Origin of the sequence: Streptomyces sp. NPDC059989, from assembly GCF_042736975.1 — a bacterium.
In the GTDB taxonomy this organism is placed as follows: Bacteria; Actinomycetota; Actinomycetes; order Streptomycetales; family Streptomycetaceae; genus Streptomyces.
Genome location: NZ_JBHWUO010000025.1, coordinates 54235 through 69887, shown reverse-complemented (window position 1 = coordinate 69887; position 15653 = coordinate 54235). Strand labels below are relative to the sequence as shown.

Below are 15653 nucleotides of genomic sequence, written 5' to 3'. Positions count from 1 at the left end.
TATGAGCCCCGTAACCGCTGGTGTGCTCCAGCTGCTCGCGCTGATCGCCGCGCTGGCCCTGGCATACCGTCCGCTCGGCGACCACATGGCCCGGGTCTACTCCTCCGAGAAGCACTACAAGCCGGAGAAGTGGATCTACAAGGCCATCGGCGCCAACCCGTCGGCCGAGATGCGCTGGCCCGCCTACCTGCGCGCCGTCCTCGCCTTCTCCGCCGTGAGCGTCCTCTTCCTCTACCTCCTGCAGCGTCTGCAGGGCAGCCTGCCCGGCTCGCTCGGCTTCGTGTCGATCGACCCGGACCAGGCCTTCAACACCGCCGCCTCCTTCGTGGCGAACACCAACTGGCAGTCGTACGCCGGTGAACAGGCCATGGGCCACGTCGTGCAGACCGGCGGCCTCGCGGTGCAGAACTTCGTCTCGGCGGCGGTCGGCATGGCCGTCGCGGTCGCCCTCGTCCGCGGCTTCTCCCGCTCCCGCACCGGCGAACTCGGCAACTTCTGGGCCGACCTGGTGCGCGGCACCGTCCGCATCCTGCTGCCGATCTCGGTGATCGGCGCGATCGTCCTGGTCGCGTGCGGGGTCATCCAGAACTTCGCCGGGATCCACGAGGTCGGTCAGTTCCTCGGCGGGACGCAGCAGTGGAACGGCGGGGCGGTGGCCTCGCAGGAGGTCATCAAGGAGCTCGGTACGAACGGCGGCGGCTACTTCAACGCCAACTCCGCGCACCCCTTCGAGAACCCCACCCCGTTCTCGAACCTGTTCGAAATCTTCCTGATCCTGATCATCCCCTTCGCGATGACCCGCACCTTCGGCCGCATGGTCGGAAACCTGCGCCAGGGCTACGCGATCCTCGCCACCATGGGCATCATCTGGATCGCCTTCACCGGCCTGATGATGTGGACCGAATTCGCCCACCACGGCCCGGCCTTCGAGGTCTCGGGCGGCGCCATGGAGGGCAAGGAGACCCGGTACGGCATCGCCGCATCCTCGATCTTCTCCGTCGCGACCACCCTCACCTCCACCGGCGCGGTCAACTCCTTCCACTCCTCGTACACCGGGCTCGGCGGCGGCATCCAGCTGCTCGGCATGCAGCTCGGCGAGATCGCACCGGGCGGTGTGGGTTCCGGCCTCTACGGCATGCTGATCATGGCGATCATCGCGGTGTTCATCGCCGGCCTGATGGTAGGCCGCACCCCCGAGTACCTCGGCAAGAAGATCGGCACCCGCGAGATCAAGCTCGCCGCCTGCTACATCCTCATCACCCCCGCCCTGGTGCTGTGCTTCACCGCCGCCGCGATGGCCCTGCCCACCCCGGGCAACTCCATGACCAACACCGGTGCGCACGGCTTCTCCGAGATCCTCTACGCCTACACCTCGGGCGCCAACAACAACGGCTCGGCCTTCGCGGGCCTGAACGCCGACACGCAGTGGTTCAACAGCACCATCGGCATCGCGATGCTGCTGGGCCGCTTCCTGCCGATGGTCTTCGTCCTCGCCCTGGCCGGCTCGCTCGCCGAGCAGAAGCCCGTCCCCGCCACGGCGGGCACGCTGCGCACCGACAAGCCGCTCTACGCGGGCCTCCTCGTCGGCACGATCATCATCATCACCGGACTGACCTACTTCCCGGCCCTGGCGCTGGGTCCGCTCGCCGAAGGGCTCGCATCATGAGCACCGCCACTCCGACCCGTGCTCCGCACGACGACCTGCCGACCGGCCACAAGCCGCCTGCCGGCCGTGTAGGCGGCGGGCTGTTCGACCCCAAGGCACTGCTGAAGTCCTTCCCGGACGCCGTCCGCAAGCTCGACCCGCGCGTGATGATCAAGTCCCCGGTCATGTTCGTGGTCCTGATCGGCTCGGTCGTGACGACCGTGCTGGCGATCAAGGACCCGACGGACTGGTTCGGCTGGGCGATCACGGCCTGGCTGTGGCTGACCACGATCTTCGCGAACCTTGCCGAGGCGGTGGCCGAGGGCCGCGGCAAGGCCCAGGCCGACACCCTGCGCAAGGCCAAGACCGACACCGTCGCCCGGCGGCTCGTCGGCCGGACCGAAGAGCAGGTACCGGGCACCGATCTCAAGATCGGCGACCTGGTGGTCTGCGAGGCCGGCGACATCATCCCCGGCGACGGAGACGTCGTCGAGGGCGTCGCGTCCGTGGACGAATCCGCCATCACGGGTGAGTCCGCCCCGGTCATCCGGGAATCCGGCGGCGACCGCAGCGCGGTGACCGGCGGTACGAAGGTGCTGTCCGACCGCATCGTCGTCAAGATCACGACGAAGCCCGGCGAGACCTTCATCGACCGCATGATCGCCCTCGTCGAGGGTGCGGCCCGGCAGAAGACGCCCAACGAGATCGCGCTGAACATCCTGCTCGCCTCGTTGACCATCGTCTTCCTGCTGGCCGTGGTCACCCTGCAGCCGTTCGCGATCTACGCGGGCGCCAAGCAGTCCATGATCGTGCTCACCGCGCTCCTGGTCTGCCTGATCCCGACCACCATCGGCGCGCTGCTCTCCGCGATCGGCATCGCGGGCATGGACCGCCTGGTCCAGCGCAACGTCCTGGCGATGTCGGGCCGGGCGGTGGAAGCGGCCGGTGACGTGTCGACGCTGCTGCTCGACAAGACCGGCACCATCACCCTCGGCAACCGCCAGGCCTCGGAGTTCGTCCCCGTCAAGGGCACGACGGAAGCGGAACTGGCCGACGCGGCCCAGCTTTCGTCGCTTGCGGACGAGACCCCCGAGGGTCGCTCGATCGTCGTCCTCGCGAAGGAGAAGTACGGACTGCGCGAGCGCCACCAGGGCGAGCTGTCGCACGCCGAATGGATCGCCTTCACCGCCCAGACCCGCATGTCGGGTGTCGACGTGGACGGCAGGAAGACCCGCAAGGGCGCTGCCGGTTCGGTCATCACCTGGGTCAAGGAGCAGGGCGGCCAGGTCTCCGAAGACGCCGACCTCCTCGCCAACCGGATCTCCGAAGCCGGTGGCACGCCGCTCCTGGTCGCCGTCCACGACGAGAAGGGCGCCCGCGTCCTCGGCGTCATCCACCTCAAGGACGTCGTCAAGGAAGGCATGCGCGAGCGGTTCGACGAGCTGCGCCGCATGGGCATCAAGACCATCATGATCACGGGCGACAACCCGCTCACCGCCAAGGCCATCGCCGAAGAGGCGGGTGTCGACGACTTCCTCGCCGAGGCCACCCCCGAGGACAAGATGGCCCTCATCAAGCGGGAGCAGGCCGGCGGCAAGCTCGTCGCGATGACGGGCGACGGTACGAACGACGCGCCGGCGCTCGCGCAGGCAGACGTCGGGGTCGCGATGAACACCGGTACCTCGGCCGCCAAGGAGGCCGGGAACATGGTGGACCTGGACTCCAACCCCACCAAGCTCATCGAGATCGTCGAGATCGGCAAGCAGCTCCTCATCACCCGGGGCGCGCTCACCACGTTCTCCATCGCCAACGACGTCGCGAAGTACTTCGCGATCATCCCCGCGATGTTCGCGGTGGTCTACCCGGGCCTCGACAAGCTCAACATCATGGGCCTGTCCTCCCCGAACTCCGCGATCCTCTCCGCCGTCATCTTCAACGCGCTGGTCATCATCGCGCTCGTGCCGCTCGCCCTCAAGGGCGTCCAGTACCGGCCGACCAGCGCCGACAGGATGCTCCGCCGCAACCTCGGCATCTACGGACTCGGCGGCCTGATCGCCCCGTTCATCGGCATCAAGATCATCGACATGCTCATCTCCCTCATCCCCGGAATCGGCTGACCCCATGAACAACTCCGTAGGCAACACAGCACGGTTGATCGGGGCGGGCCTGCGGGCCCTGCTGGTCCTCACGGTCATCTGCGGGGTCATCTACCCGCTGGCCGTCACCGGGATCGCCCAGGCCCTCTTCAACGACAAGGCCAACGGCTCCGAGATCAAGGACAAGAGCGGCCAGGTCGTCGGCTCCTCCCTCATCGGCCAGACCTACAACCTGCCGAAGAAGGACCCGGACGACGCCGAAGAGGCCGCGAAGCCGGACCTGAAGTGGTTCCAGCCGCGCCCCTCCAACGGCCTCGGCTCCAACAGCGTCAACACCCGGTACTCCCTGATCCTCTCCGGCGCCACCAACCGCTCCGCCGACAACGGCGCGGTCAACGGCATCTGCACGAAGGACGCGGAGGAAGGCACCCTCTGCGCCCAGGTCATCGCCGCCAAGGACGCCGTCGTCGCCGACAACTCCACCGCCGGCTACGAGGTCAGGCCCGAGGACGTACCGGCCGACGCCGTCACCTCCTCCGGATCCGGCCTCGACCCCGACATCTCCCCCGCGTACGCCAAGCTCCAGATCCACCGCGTCGCCGAGCAGAACAAGCTCGACGTCGCGCGGGTCGAGAAGCTCGTCGCCGACCACACCGCCGGCCGCACCCTCGGCTTCATGGGCGAACCGCGCGTCAACGTCCTCGAGCTCAACACCGCGCTCAAGGCCCTGACCAAGGGCTGACGGTCGCCCTCTCGCACGGAGCAGGAAGACCGGCGGGGCGCGAAGCTGCCCCAGCTGCCGCTGGATGGCCCCAGCGCCCCGCCGGCTTCGTACCGTGCCCTTGACGAAGGAAAGGCTGCACACCGATGACCCGGGTGCTGGTGGTGGAGGACGACCCTCAGCTCGTCCGCGCACTGAAGATCAATCTCCAGGCGCGCAAGTTCGAGGTCGAGGAGGCGCCCGACGGCGGCTCGGCCCTGCGGCTCGCAGCCGCCCGCAGACCTGACGTCATAGTGCTGGACCTGGGTCTGCCGGACATGGACGGCATCGAGGTCATCAGGAGTGTCCGCGGCTGGAGCCGGATCCCGATCCTGGTCCTCTCCGCCCGCCACACCTCCGAGGACAAGATCCGGGCCCTGGACGCCGGCGCGGACGACTACGTGACGAAACCGTTCAGCATGGACGAGCTGCTCGCCCGTCTACGGGCGGCCACCCGCAGACAGGAGTCCCCGGCGGCATCCCAGGCCGACGAGGTCGCGGTCGTCACGACCGACGAGTTCACCATCGACCTCGTCGCGAAGAAGGTGCGCCGCGGCGACCGCACGGTACGGCTCACCCCGACCGAGTGGCACCTGCTGGAAATCCTCATCACCCACCCGGGCCGCCTGATCACCCAGGGGCGACTGCTCCTGGAGGTCTGGGGCCCGACCTACGGGGAGAACACCAACTACCTGCGTGTATACATGGCCCAGCTACGGCGCAAACTGGAAGCCGACCCCTCCCACCCCCGGTACCTGATCACCGAACCCGGCATGGGATACCGCTTCGAACCCTGACCGTCCTCCCGGTCGTCAGCACAGAGCCCAACGCCAGCAGAGAAGAAGAGTCGGAACATGGGACGCGGCAAGCTCCGCATCTACCTCGGCGCAGCGCCGGGCGTCGGCAAGACGTACGCGATGCTCTCCGAGGCGCACCGCAGGATCGAGCGGGGCACCGACTGCGTCGTCGGCTTCGTCGAGCACCACGGCCGCCCGCGCACCGAGGTCATGCTGCACGGGCTCGAACTCGTCGAGCGGCGCAGGCTGGAGTACCGCGGCTCCACGTTCACGGAGATGGACGTGGACGCGATCCTCGCGCGGCGCCCGGCCGTCGCGTTGGTGGACGAGCTCGCCCACACCAACGTGCCGGGCTCGCGCAACGCCAAGCGCTGGCAGGACGTGGAGGAACTGCTCCAGGCCGGCATCGACGTCGTCTCGACCGTCAACATCCAGCACCTGGAATCGCTCGGCGACGTGGTCGAGACGATCACCGGTGTCCGGCAGCGCGAGACCGTACCGGACGAAGTCGCCCGCCGGGCCGACCAGATCGAGCTGGTCGACATGTCCCCGCAGGCGCTGCGCCGCCGGATGGCCCACGGCAACGTCTACCAGCCCGACAAGGTCGACGCGGCGCTCTCGAACTACTTCCGCCCCGGCAACCTGACCGCCCTGCGCGAACTCGCGCTGCTCTGGGTCGCCGACCGGGTCGACGAGTACCTCCGGGAGTACCGGGGCGAGCACAACATCCGCTCCACCTGGCAGGCCCGTGAACGCATCGTCGTCGGCCTCACCGGCGGCCCCGAAGGGCGTACGCTCATCCGCCGCGCCGCCCGGCTCGCCGAGAAGGGCGCGGGCGGCGAGGTCCTCGCCGTCTACATCGCCGCGAGCGACGGCCTGACGTCCGCGTCCCCCAAGGAACTGGCCGTCCAGCGCACCCTGGTCGAGGACCTCGGCGGCACCTTCCACCACGTCATAGGCGACAACGTCCCCGACGCACTGCTGGAGTTCGCCCGCGGCGTCAACGCCACGCAGATCGTCCTCGGCGTCAGCCGCCGCCGCTCCTGGCAGTCCGTCTTCAGGCCCGGCGTCAGCGCCACCGTCGCCCGCGAATCAGGACCCGACCTCGACGTCCACATCGTCACCCACGACGAGGCCGCCAAGGGCCGCGGCCTCCCGGTCGCGCGCGGCGCGCGTCTGGGGCGCTCCCGCATCATCTGGGGCTGGCTGACCGGCATCGTCGGCCCCGCGCTGCTCACCGTCCTGCTGAGCCAGGTCGTGCCCGACCTCGGGCTCGCGAACGACATGCTGCTCTTCCTCACCTTCACGGTGGCGGCGGCCATGCTCGGCGGACTGCTCCCCGCCCTTGCCTCGGCGGCCGTCGGGTCCCTGCTGCTGAACTACTTCTACACCCCGCCGCTGTACCGGTTCACCATCTCCGACCCCAAGAACATCGTCGCCATCGCGATCTTCGTCGGTGTGGCGGTGTCCGTGGCCTCGGTGGTCGACCTGGCCGCCCGCCGCACCCACCAGGCCGCCCGGCTGCGTGCCGAGTCCGAGATCCTCTCCTTCCTGGCGGGCAGCGTCCTGCGCGGCGAGGACTCCCTCGACGCCCTCCTGGAGCGGCTCCGCGAGACCTTCGCCATGCAGTCGGCCGTCCTCCTGGAGCGCACCAGCGAAGTCGACTCGTGGACCACGGCGGCGTCCGTCGGCACCGGCCCGGTCGGTCGCCCCGAGGACGCCGACGTCGACCTGCCCATAGGCGACACCATGGCGCTGGCTCTGACCGGCCGGGTGCTCCCGGCGGAGGACCGCCGGGTGCTCGGCGCCTTCGCCGCGCAGGCAGCCGTCGTACTCGACCGCCAGCGCCTGGTCGACGAGGCGGGGAAGGCCAAGGAACTCGCCGAGGGCAACCGCATCCGCACCGCCCTGCTCGCCGCCGTCAGCCACGACCTGCGCACGCCGCTCGCCGGCATCAAAGCATCCGTCAGCTCCCTGCGCTCCGCCGACGTCGAATGGTCCGAGGACGACAAGGCCGAACTCCTCGAAGGCATCGAGAACGGCGCCGACCGCCTCGCCGCCCTGATCGGCAACCTCCTCGACATGTCCCGCCTCAACACCGGCACCGTCGTGCCCCTGATCCGCGAAACGGACCTCGACGAGGTCGTCCCGATGGCGCTGGGCGGCGTACCGGAGGACAGCGTGGACCTGGACATCCCCGAGACCCTGCCGATGGTGGCCGTGGACCGGGGTCTGCTGGAGCGGGCCGTCGCCAACATCGTCGAGAACGCCGTCAAGTACAGCCCCGCCGGCCGGCCCGTCCACGTCTCCGCCAGCACCCTGGGGCGCCGGGTCGAGCTCCGCGTCGTCGACCGCGGCCCGGGCGTCCCGGACGAGGCCAAGGCCCGTATCTTCGAGCCGTTCCAGCGGCACGGGGACGCCCCGCGCGGGGCGGGCGTGGGCCTCGGACTCGCGGTCGCCCGCGGCTTCACCGAGGCCATCGGCGGCACCCTCGCGGCCGAGGACACCCCCGGCGGCGGCCTCACCATGGTGCTCACCCTCCCCATGGCGGGCGGCACCCCGCCGGCCCCCGCGGAGCTCCCGACCTCGGCGGTCACCTGAACAGGTGCCCGGAGCGCGAGCTGACGACCGATAACCACGCGAGCCGCCCGGCCCCGGTATCCCCACACCGGTTGCCGGGCGGCTCATGTGTTGTGCGACGGCCGCGGCCCTCCGACAGGTCCGCCGCACTTCCACGCCCCGCAGATCGACCAGCCGCAGGATGACGGGATACTCGCCGCACGGACTCCATCTACCGCAGCACGGCGGGCCGGGAGCACATCCGCCGCTGGTGCACCGACCGGCTCGACGCATGGCCGGTGCCGCACGAGCGGACGACGATGACCGCCAACGGAGCACGGACCCACCTGGTGAGCGCCGGCTCCGGCCCGACCACGGTCGTCTTCGTACCGGGTACGAACTTCAACGCCGCCGCATCTCTGCCCCTGGCCACCGCCCTTGTCGCAGCCGGCCATCGGCTCGTCCTGCCGGACGTCCCCGGACAACCCGGTCTCAGCTCCGGGGCACGCGGAAGATCCGGCCGCCACCTGTCCTGGTACGGCACATGGCTGGGCGAGGTCCTCGACGGGGCTACGGCGAGCGGGCCCGTGGTGGTGGTCGGGCACTCCTTCGGAGCCGCCATCGCCCTGTCCAGCCCGTCACCGCGCATCGACCGGCTGGTGCTCGTCTCACCCGGCGGCCTGGGCAGGCTGCGCCTCACACCCGGGCTGCTGGCAGTCTCCGCCGCCTGGTTCGCCCGGCCGACCCCGGCGCGCAGCGCCCGGCTCCTGCGGGCCATGCTCGCGCCCGGCCACCAGCCCCGCGAGGAATTGGTGGAGTGGATGACGCTGGTCGCACGCCACTCCCGGTCGAGTGGAGCTCCCGGCGCCGCCGACCTCCCCGCGCGGGCCGTTCCCCGGTGGGTCACCACCGGAGCGCACGACGTGTTCCTGCCGCCGCGACGACTCGCCCCGGCGGTCCGTACCCTCCTCGACGCCGATCTGCACGTCGTCCCGGACGCCGGCCACCTCGTGGTCGAGGAACACCCCGGGCGGCTGGCGGCCCTCGTATGAGCCGGAACGTCGAGACGACGGTCGGCGACGACGCGTAGGCGGCGGCCTTGTTCGCGAGCAGGTCGACGGTGAACTCCTCGGTCTCCACGACCGCTTCGTCCGCATCAGAGCTGTGTCAAGGACTGGCCGATCTCCTTGAGCCCTGTGTCACACAACAGTTGGATGAACGGTGTGAACAGCGGTCTGCGCCACGACGACCGGCCACCACATATGGTGCGCCCGGCCCCGCGCGCTGCTCACCCGCCGGTGCGCTGACGCACCGTTCCCCCGGGCAGGCACGGGGCCCACCCTTCGCACTCCGCCGGTCCGCCCGCCAGTCGGAGACGTACCGGCGTGCCCGCAGCGAACCCGTGCAGCACCTGGAGACCCTTCATGATCGAGATCACCCCGCAGCTGCTTCCCGTCCTGAGCCGTTGGTTTCCCACCGGCTCCCCCGGTCCGGGGGCTCTCGCCGAGCACGTGCTGACCACCGGCGCCGGCCACTGGTGGGCCGACCGCCCCGACCGGCCCCGCGTCCTCGCCGTCAGCTGTGCGGACCACGTGCTGCTGCGCGGCGACCCGAGCGTGCTCGCCCCGGACGCCCTGGCCCGGTTCGCGGACCAGTACGTCGAGACGTCCGCACGGTTCTGGCCGGCCCTCGGCTCCGCCTTCGAGCGCGTCGTCCCCTGGGACCGGATGCTGTACGTCCACCAGGCGCAGGCACCGGTGTCCCGCCCCCGCACGCCGCGAGGCGTGACGGTGCGGCGGCTGACGCCCGCGGACGTTCCGGCACTGGCCGATCTGCCCTCCGGGCACGCCTGGATACACGCCAGTTGGGGCGGACCCGCCGGGCTCGCCGCCTCCGGTCACGGCTGGGCGGCATTCGGCAAGGGCGGCCGGGTCCTCTCCGTGGCCTGCACCTACTTCCTCGGCAGCGCCTACGAGGACATCGCGGTCGTCACCGCGCCCGACCGCCGCCGCGAGTGCCTCGCACTGGCCTGCGTCGCCGGCCTGACGGCCGACGTCCAGGCACGGGGACACATCGCGAGCTGGTGCTGCTCGCGCGACAACCGGGCCGGCCGGCTGCTGGCCTGGACGGCCGGCTTCCGGCTGACCCGCGAATACGTCCACCACGCCACTGGACGCGCCCTGGCCCGCGAGACCCGGGCGGCGACCCCGGTCCCCGCGGGGCACCGCCCTCGGCGCATGAGGGTCCGCAGTATCAACTCCTCCTGACCACCCGCGGGATGCAGATGTGGGAGCGTTCCGTCCTGCTGTGGCAGATCCGCCTCGCCGCCGGGCGGCACGGGGCCGGCTGATACGTGCCCGCCCGGCGCGCCGTCTTCACCCGGTCGACGGAGCGGCCGTCACCGCACCGTCAGAATCCCGTAGCCACCGCATCAGCGGTGCGTCAGGGTCCGGCACCAAGGCCTCCGCCGGCCCTAACGTCGCTGTCATGGGACGACATTTCACTCGGGCCGCCACCGGCGCACACGGCGCCGAAGCGGCACTTCCGGGACCCTTCGCGCACGACATCCACTGGGCCGGTGAGAGGCGCTCGGCGATCGGTGTCGGGTTCCTCCTGTTCACGGCCCTGTTCGCCATGGACGCGGGCTTCGGCGGCCTTGACGTGACCCGCGGCGTCCTCTGGACCGGCCTGGCCGGCCTGGTCTTCGTGATCTTGCTCCCGCCCCGGGTATCCGTAGGTCCCGGTCTGCTGAGCGCGCGCGGACTGCTGCTGACGGACACGGTCCGTACCGACTGCCTCGTCTCGGTCCGCTGGTCCGACGGGGTGGCCCAGCGGATGGTCCTCCGTGACGCGGAGGGGGGCCAGGTCGAGATCGACCCGACCGTCCTGATCCGCAATCCCGCGATGTGGCGCCGACTCGACACGGACACGCGTACGTCGATCCGGCGCGGCACCCTGCTGTGCGGTGCGACCGCCCTGCGACAGCTGGCCGAGCGCATCGACCGCGAGACGGCCCACACCGTCTTCAAGGTCTCCGGCTTGCGGTGACCCCTCAGAAGCGGACCGGCACCGCGACCGGGTAGGTGCCCTCGCCGGCGAATCCGACGCGTTCGACGGCGTCCCGCGCCACGGCGAGCCTGAGGGTGTCGCGCCGCAGCAGCAGTTGGTCGAGGATCACCTCGGTCTGCAGGTTGGCGAGCGCGGCTCCGATGCAGCGGTGCGCGCCGTGCCCGTACGCGATGTGACCGGCGCCGCGCGCCGCCTCACGGGTGAGGTCCAGCTTCCCGGCGTCGGCCTCGGCCTCGGTCTCGGCCTCGCCGAAGGTGCCCGGGTCGCGGTTGGCGGCGAACAGTGCACTGGTGACGCCCTCGCCGCGGCGGACCAGGACACCGCCGAGCTCGATGTCCTCGGTGGCGTACAGGGTGGCGCCGATCCGCACCGTGGACACGTACCTCAGCAGCTCCTGCACGGCGCGCGGCAGCAGTTCGGGTTCCGTGCGCAGCCGTGCCACCTCCTGCGGGTGGTCGAGGAGGGTGAGCACCGCGTCGGCGATGAAGAGGGCCGGGGGCGTTATCCCGGTGTTGATGAGCAGGAACACCAGCGCGATCATCTCCTGCCGGGTGAGCCGCTGCCCCTCCTCCGCCTCGGCGCTGGATCGCAGGAGGTCGGAGGCCAGGTCCTCGGCGGGCGCGGCGGCGCGGCGGTCCAACAGGCCGTCGATGTACGCGGCGAGGTGGTCGATGCCGGCGGTGAAGCGGTCCGGCTCGCCCGACTCGTAGTCCCGGATCCAGCCGCCGACCTTCGGCCAGTCCGCCTCCTCGACTCCGATGATCTCGCAGATCACGTTCGTCATCAGCGGGTAAGCGAAGGCGTGCAACAGGTCGAACTCCCCTTTCTTCGCGGCGAGTTCCTCGGTCAGCTCGTGGGCGATGCGCTCGATCCGCGGCCGCAGCGCGGCGATCCGGCGGGGCGCGAAGGCCCGCATCACGTGCGTACGCAGCCGGGTGTGTTCCGGACCGTCGACCATCACCAGGATCTCCAGGTACTGCCGGTACTCCTGTGGCAGCCCCGCGTCATCGAGCAACTCCGCGCCCACGCCGCCGCCCTCGGCGCCCGGAACCTTCGCGAGATCCCGTACGAAGCGGCTGTCCCCGAGAGCCGCCTTGACCACGTCGTACCGCGTGGCCAGCCATACGGGTGTCTTCATCTGCGGCAACGTCACCCGCATCAACGGCGCGTAGCCGTGCGAGGCGTCGTCGACCGCGGCATGGGTTAACGCGAGCGGGACGGAGGTGGGTTCGGACATGTCTGTACTCCAATTCGTATGGGTTGGGTGTGGCCGGGTCAGCGCGCCCAGCCGGTGAAACTCTCCCCGCTCCGGCCCCGATCGGCCCCGGAGGGGCGCTCGTGCCGGCCGGGCTCAAGGGCCGCCGCCATCACCCGGACCAGCCAGGCGTTGACCGACAGCCCCTCCTGACCCGCCGCTTCCTCGGCACGCGCCTTGAGGTGGGCGGGAAGGCGGAGGTTGATCCGCGCGGTGCCGCCTTCCTCGCCGTCCGCCGCATGGGGCGGGGCAGGCGGGGCAGACGGCGCGGGCGCCGTCGGCGGGAACTCGCCGTACGAGTCCGAAGCCGGCGGCGGCGTCACCACGAACGTGGGTTCCAGGCCCCGCAGTCGTACGTCGACCGACCCGGGAGCGAGCTCGCAGGTGACCTCGTCCATGGCGGCGGACAGGGCTTTCAGCAGCGTGAGCCGGGCAGCGGATTCCAGCGGTGCGGTCAGCCGCTCGGCCAGAGCCCGGGCTTCGTCCCCACCCGCGGCCGCGGCGACGGCGAGCTCGTGCCGGAGGTTGTCGACATACGGCGTGAGGTCCATGACGCCACTATGGCACACCGATGGCGCGTGGTGGGCGAGTAGGTGGGGCGTCATCCCTTACGGCTGGCAGTAGGCGCCCAGCGCCGGGGAATCCAATGAGCCGATGACATCAACACCTGGCGCCTGATGCCAGCACGTGGCGCCAGATGGTTGCGATGGCGCCATTAAGGTGCCATTGTGGTGCCACACGGTCCTGGCTCGGAGATCGCCGAGGGCGGTGAGCCCCGCGAGGCCGCGGGCCGCGCCGTCGGCACCGCCGGATCGGCGGTCGTCTTCGCGGGCCTCACCGTCGTCATCGCGCTCGCCGGACTCGCCGTGGCGAACATCCCGATGCTCACCAAGATGGGCACGGCCGCCGCGGGCACCGTCGCCGTCGCCGTCCTCATCGCGATCACCCTCGTCCCCGCGCTGCTCGGCTTCGCCCCGGTCAAGGTGCTGCGCCGCATCGACCGCAAGGCGGTCAACGGCAAGCCGCTCTCCGCCCGCCAACAGCGCAAGGCCGCCAGGCGGGCCGCGCGGAAGAAGCCCAACCTCGGGACGCGCTGGGCCCGTTACGTGCCGCGCCACCCGGTGGCCGTCCTGCTCGTCGGGGTGCTCGGACTGGGCGCGATGGCACTGCCCGCCGCGAGCCTGGAACTGGGGCTGCCCGGCGAGGGCACGATGGCCGCCGAAACCACCCAGCGCAAGGCGTACGACATGCTGTCGGAGTCCTTCGGCCCCGGCTTCAACGGACCCCTCACCATCACCGTGAGCGCCGGGGACGCCTCGACCGCGGCCGGCGCCGTCGGCAAGGCGCTGGCCGGGCTGGACGGGGTCGCCTCCGTCTCGCCGGCCGTGCCCAACGCGGGCAACGACACCGCGATCCTGAACCTCGTACCGAGCACCGGACCGGCCGACCACGCCACCGAGGAACTGGTGCGCGTCCTGCGCGACGGCGTGGGCGGGATCGAGACCTCCACGGGTGCGGGCGAGATCCTCGTGACCGGCCAGACGGCGATGTTCATCGACTTCTCCAAGACCCTCGACGCCGCCCTGGTGCCGTACCTCGCCCTCGTGGTGGGCCTCGCCTTCCTCCTCCTGGTCCTCGTCGTCCGCTCGATCCTCGTCCCGCTCAAGGCCGCCCTCGGCTTCCTGCTGTCGGTCGGCGCGGCCCTCGGAGCCGTGGTGGCGGTCTTCCAATGGGGCTGGCTCGCCGACGTCTTCGGCGTCAAGGAGGCCGGCCCCGTCATGAGCACGATGCCGATCTTCATGATCGGCGTGGTGTTCGGCCTCGCGATGGACTACGAGGTGTTCCTGGTCAGCCGGATGCGGGAGGCCTACGTCCACGGGGCGCGGCCCGGCGAGGCCGTCGTCACCGGCTTCCGCTACGGCGGACGCGTGGTCGGCGCGGCCGCGATCATCATGGTCAGCGTGTTCTCCGGCTTCATCACCGAACAGAACGACCTCATCAAGATGATCGGCTTCGCCCTGGCCACGGCCGTCCTCTTCGACGCGTTCGTCGTCCGCATGGCCATCGTCCCGGCCCTGTTCGCCCTGCTCGGCCGGTCGGCCTGGTGGCTGCCGGGGTGGCTGGACCGGATCCTGCCCAACGTCGACGTGGCAGGCGCGGAGCTGGACGCCGCGGCACCTGCCGTCCACCGGGAGCGGAAGCCGCACCTCGCGGACTCCTCCCGCTGACGACGCCACCGCCCGACGGGCCGCCCCGGCCGTGACACCGGCCGGGGCGGCCCGTCCGCGCGCCGTGCCACGCCCGGGACCCCGTCTGCCTGTCCCTGCGGGGCGGGCTCCCCTACCGTCGCAGTGGGCGATGTGCGGCAGGCCGGCACGCCGCCGGACGGTTCGCCCGTTGAAGTCGGCAAGAGATCAGCATCAACCTCACCAGGAGACACCCATGAGGATGCTCATCAACAGTCCCGAAACCGTGGTCGCGGACGCCCTGCGGGGGATGGCGGCCGCCCATCCCGAACTGGACGTCGACGTGGAGCGACGGGTGGTCGTACGGCGGGACGCGCGGGAGGGCGGGCGCGTCGGGGTGGTGTCCGGGGGCGGCTCCGGGCACGAGCCGCTGCACGCCGGGTTCGTGGGGTACGGGATGCTGTCGGCCGCGTGCCCCGGGGAGGTGTTCACCTCCCCCGTACCCGACCAGATGCTGCGGGCCGCCTCGGCCGTGGACGCCGGGCAGGGGGTGCTGTTCGTCGTCAAGAACTACACCGGTGACGTGCTGAACTTCGAGATGGCCGCCGAACTCGCCGAGGAGGACGGCCTGCGGATCGAGCGGGTGCTGGTCAACGACGACGTGGCGGTGACCGACAGCCTGTACACCGCCGGGCGGCGCGGCACCGGGGCCACCCTGTTCGTCGAGAAGATCGCCGGGGCGGCGGCCGAGGAGGGCGCGCCGCTGGAGCGGGTCGCGGCGCTCGCCCGGCGGGTCAACGAGTGCTCGCGCAGCTTCGGGGTGGCGCTGAGCGCCTGCACGACGCCCGCGAAGGGCAGCCCGACCTTCGATCTGCCGGACGGGGAGCTGGAGCTGGGGATCGGGATCCACGGCGAGCCGGGCCGGGAGCGGCGCGCGATGATGCCGGCGCGGGAGATCGCGGAGGTCGCGGTGGGCGCCGTACTGGAGGAGCTGGCGCAGGTGGCTCCGGCCGACGGGCCCGTGCTGGCGCTGGTCAACGGGATGGGGGCGACACCGCTGCTGGAGCTGTACGGGTTCCACGCGGAGGTGGCGCGGCTGCTGGGTGCGCGCGGCATGACGGTGGCGCGGACGCTCGTCGGCAACTACGTCACCTCGCTGGACATGGCGGGGTGTTCGGTGACGCTGTGCCGCGTCGACGAGGAGCTGCTGCGGTTGTGGGACGCGCCCGTCCGGACGGCGGCGCTGCGCTGGGGGCGCTGACCGCCGGACACCCCTAAGGTGGCGA

11 protein-coding genes and 1 pseudogene are annotated in these 15653 nt (G+C 71.0%); 10 read left to right on the top strand and 2 right to left on the bottom strand.

The features are described from left to right. Nucleotide 1 precedes the first annotated feature (1 nt). From kdpA to ACFWBN_RS22935, 8 genes are all read left to right on the top strand, one after another. Nucleotides 2-1666 (top strand): potassium-transporting ATPase subunit KdpA, encoded by a 1665-nt coding sequence (gene kdpA, locus ACFWBN_RS22970; protein WP_385178760.1) that lies wholly within the window; start codon nt 2-4, stop codon nt 1664-1666. Continuing rightward, on the top strand, nt 1663-3762 hold the full coding sequence (gene kdpB / locus ACFWBN_RS22965; protein ID WP_385178759.1) for a potassium-transporting ATPase subunit KdpB: 2100 nt from the start codon (nt 1663-1665) through the stop codon (nt 3760-3762). The genes kdpA and kdpB overlap by 4 nt, the downstream gene beginning before the upstream one ends. Before the next feature lie 4 nt (nt 3763-3766). After that, nucleotides 3767-4483, top strand: a complete 717-nt coding sequence (locus ACFWBN_RS22960; protein ID WP_385178758.1) for a potassium-transporting ATPase subunit C — start codon at nt 3767-3769, stop codon at nt 4481-4483. A 125-nt stretch (nt 4484-4608) separates the two neighbouring features. Then, nucleotides 4609-5298 (top strand): response regulator, encoded by a 690-nt coding sequence (locus ACFWBN_RS22955; RefSeq protein WP_385178757.1) that lies wholly within the window; start codon nt 4609-4611, stop codon nt 5296-5298. Between the two features lie 57 nt (nt 5299-5355). Next, on the top strand, nt 5356-7899 hold the full coding sequence (locus tag ACFWBN_RS22950) for an ATP-binding protein (RefSeq protein WP_385178756.1): 2544 nt from the start codon (nt 5356-5358) through the stop codon (nt 7897-7899). Nucleotides 7900-8177: 278 nt separating this feature from the next. After that, nucleotides 8178-8909 (top strand): alpha/beta fold hydrolase, encoded by a 732-nt coding sequence (locus ACFWBN_RS22945; protein ID WP_385178755.1) that lies wholly within the window; start codon nt 8178-8180, stop codon nt 8907-8909. A gap of 372 nt (nt 8910-9281) precedes the next feature. Beyond that, nucleotides 9282-10124: a GNAT family N-acetyltransferase gene (locus tag ACFWBN_RS22940; RefSeq protein ID WP_385178754.1), complete on the top strand. Its 843-nt coding sequence runs from the start codon at nt 9282-9284 to the stop codon at nt 10122-10124. 220 nt (nt 10125-10344) lie between these two features. Next, on the top strand, nt 10345-10905 hold the full coding sequence (locus tag ACFWBN_RS22935; RefSeq protein ID WP_385178753.1) for a hypothetical protein: 561 nt from the start codon (nt 10345-10347) through the stop codon (nt 10903-10905). A 4-nt stretch (nt 10906-10909) separates the two neighbouring features. Here ACFWBN_RS22935 and ACFWBN_RS22930 read toward each other — a convergent pair whose 3' ends face one another. Continuing rightward, nucleotides 10910-12163: a cytochrome P450 gene (locus ACFWBN_RS22930; protein ID WP_385178752.1), complete on the bottom strand. Its 1254-nt coding sequence runs from the start codon at nt 12161-12163 to the stop codon at nt 10910-10912. A gap of 38 nt (nt 12164-12201) precedes the next feature. Further along, nucleotides 12202-12732, bottom strand: a complete 531-nt coding sequence (locus ACFWBN_RS22925; protein WP_385178751.1) for a toxin-antitoxin system HicB family antitoxin — start codon at nt 12730-12732, stop codon at nt 12202-12204. Nucleotides 12733-12930: 198 nt separating this feature from the next. Here ACFWBN_RS22925 and ACFWBN_RS22920 point away from each other — a divergent pair. Both ACFWBN_RS22920 and dhaK read left to right on the top strand, forming a co-directional pair. Continuing rightward, nucleotides 12931-14409, top strand: a pseudogene (locus ACFWBN_RS22920) (MMPL family transporter); the annotation flags it as partial. Nucleotides 14410-14623: 214 nt separating this feature from the next. After that, complete coding sequence (gene dhaK / locus ACFWBN_RS22915) at nt 14624-15628, top strand: dihydroxyacetone kinase subunit DhaK (RefSeq protein WP_385178750.1); 1005 nt, start codon at nt 14624-14626, stop codon at nt 15626-15628. Nucleotides 15629-15653 lie beyond the last annotated feature (25 nt).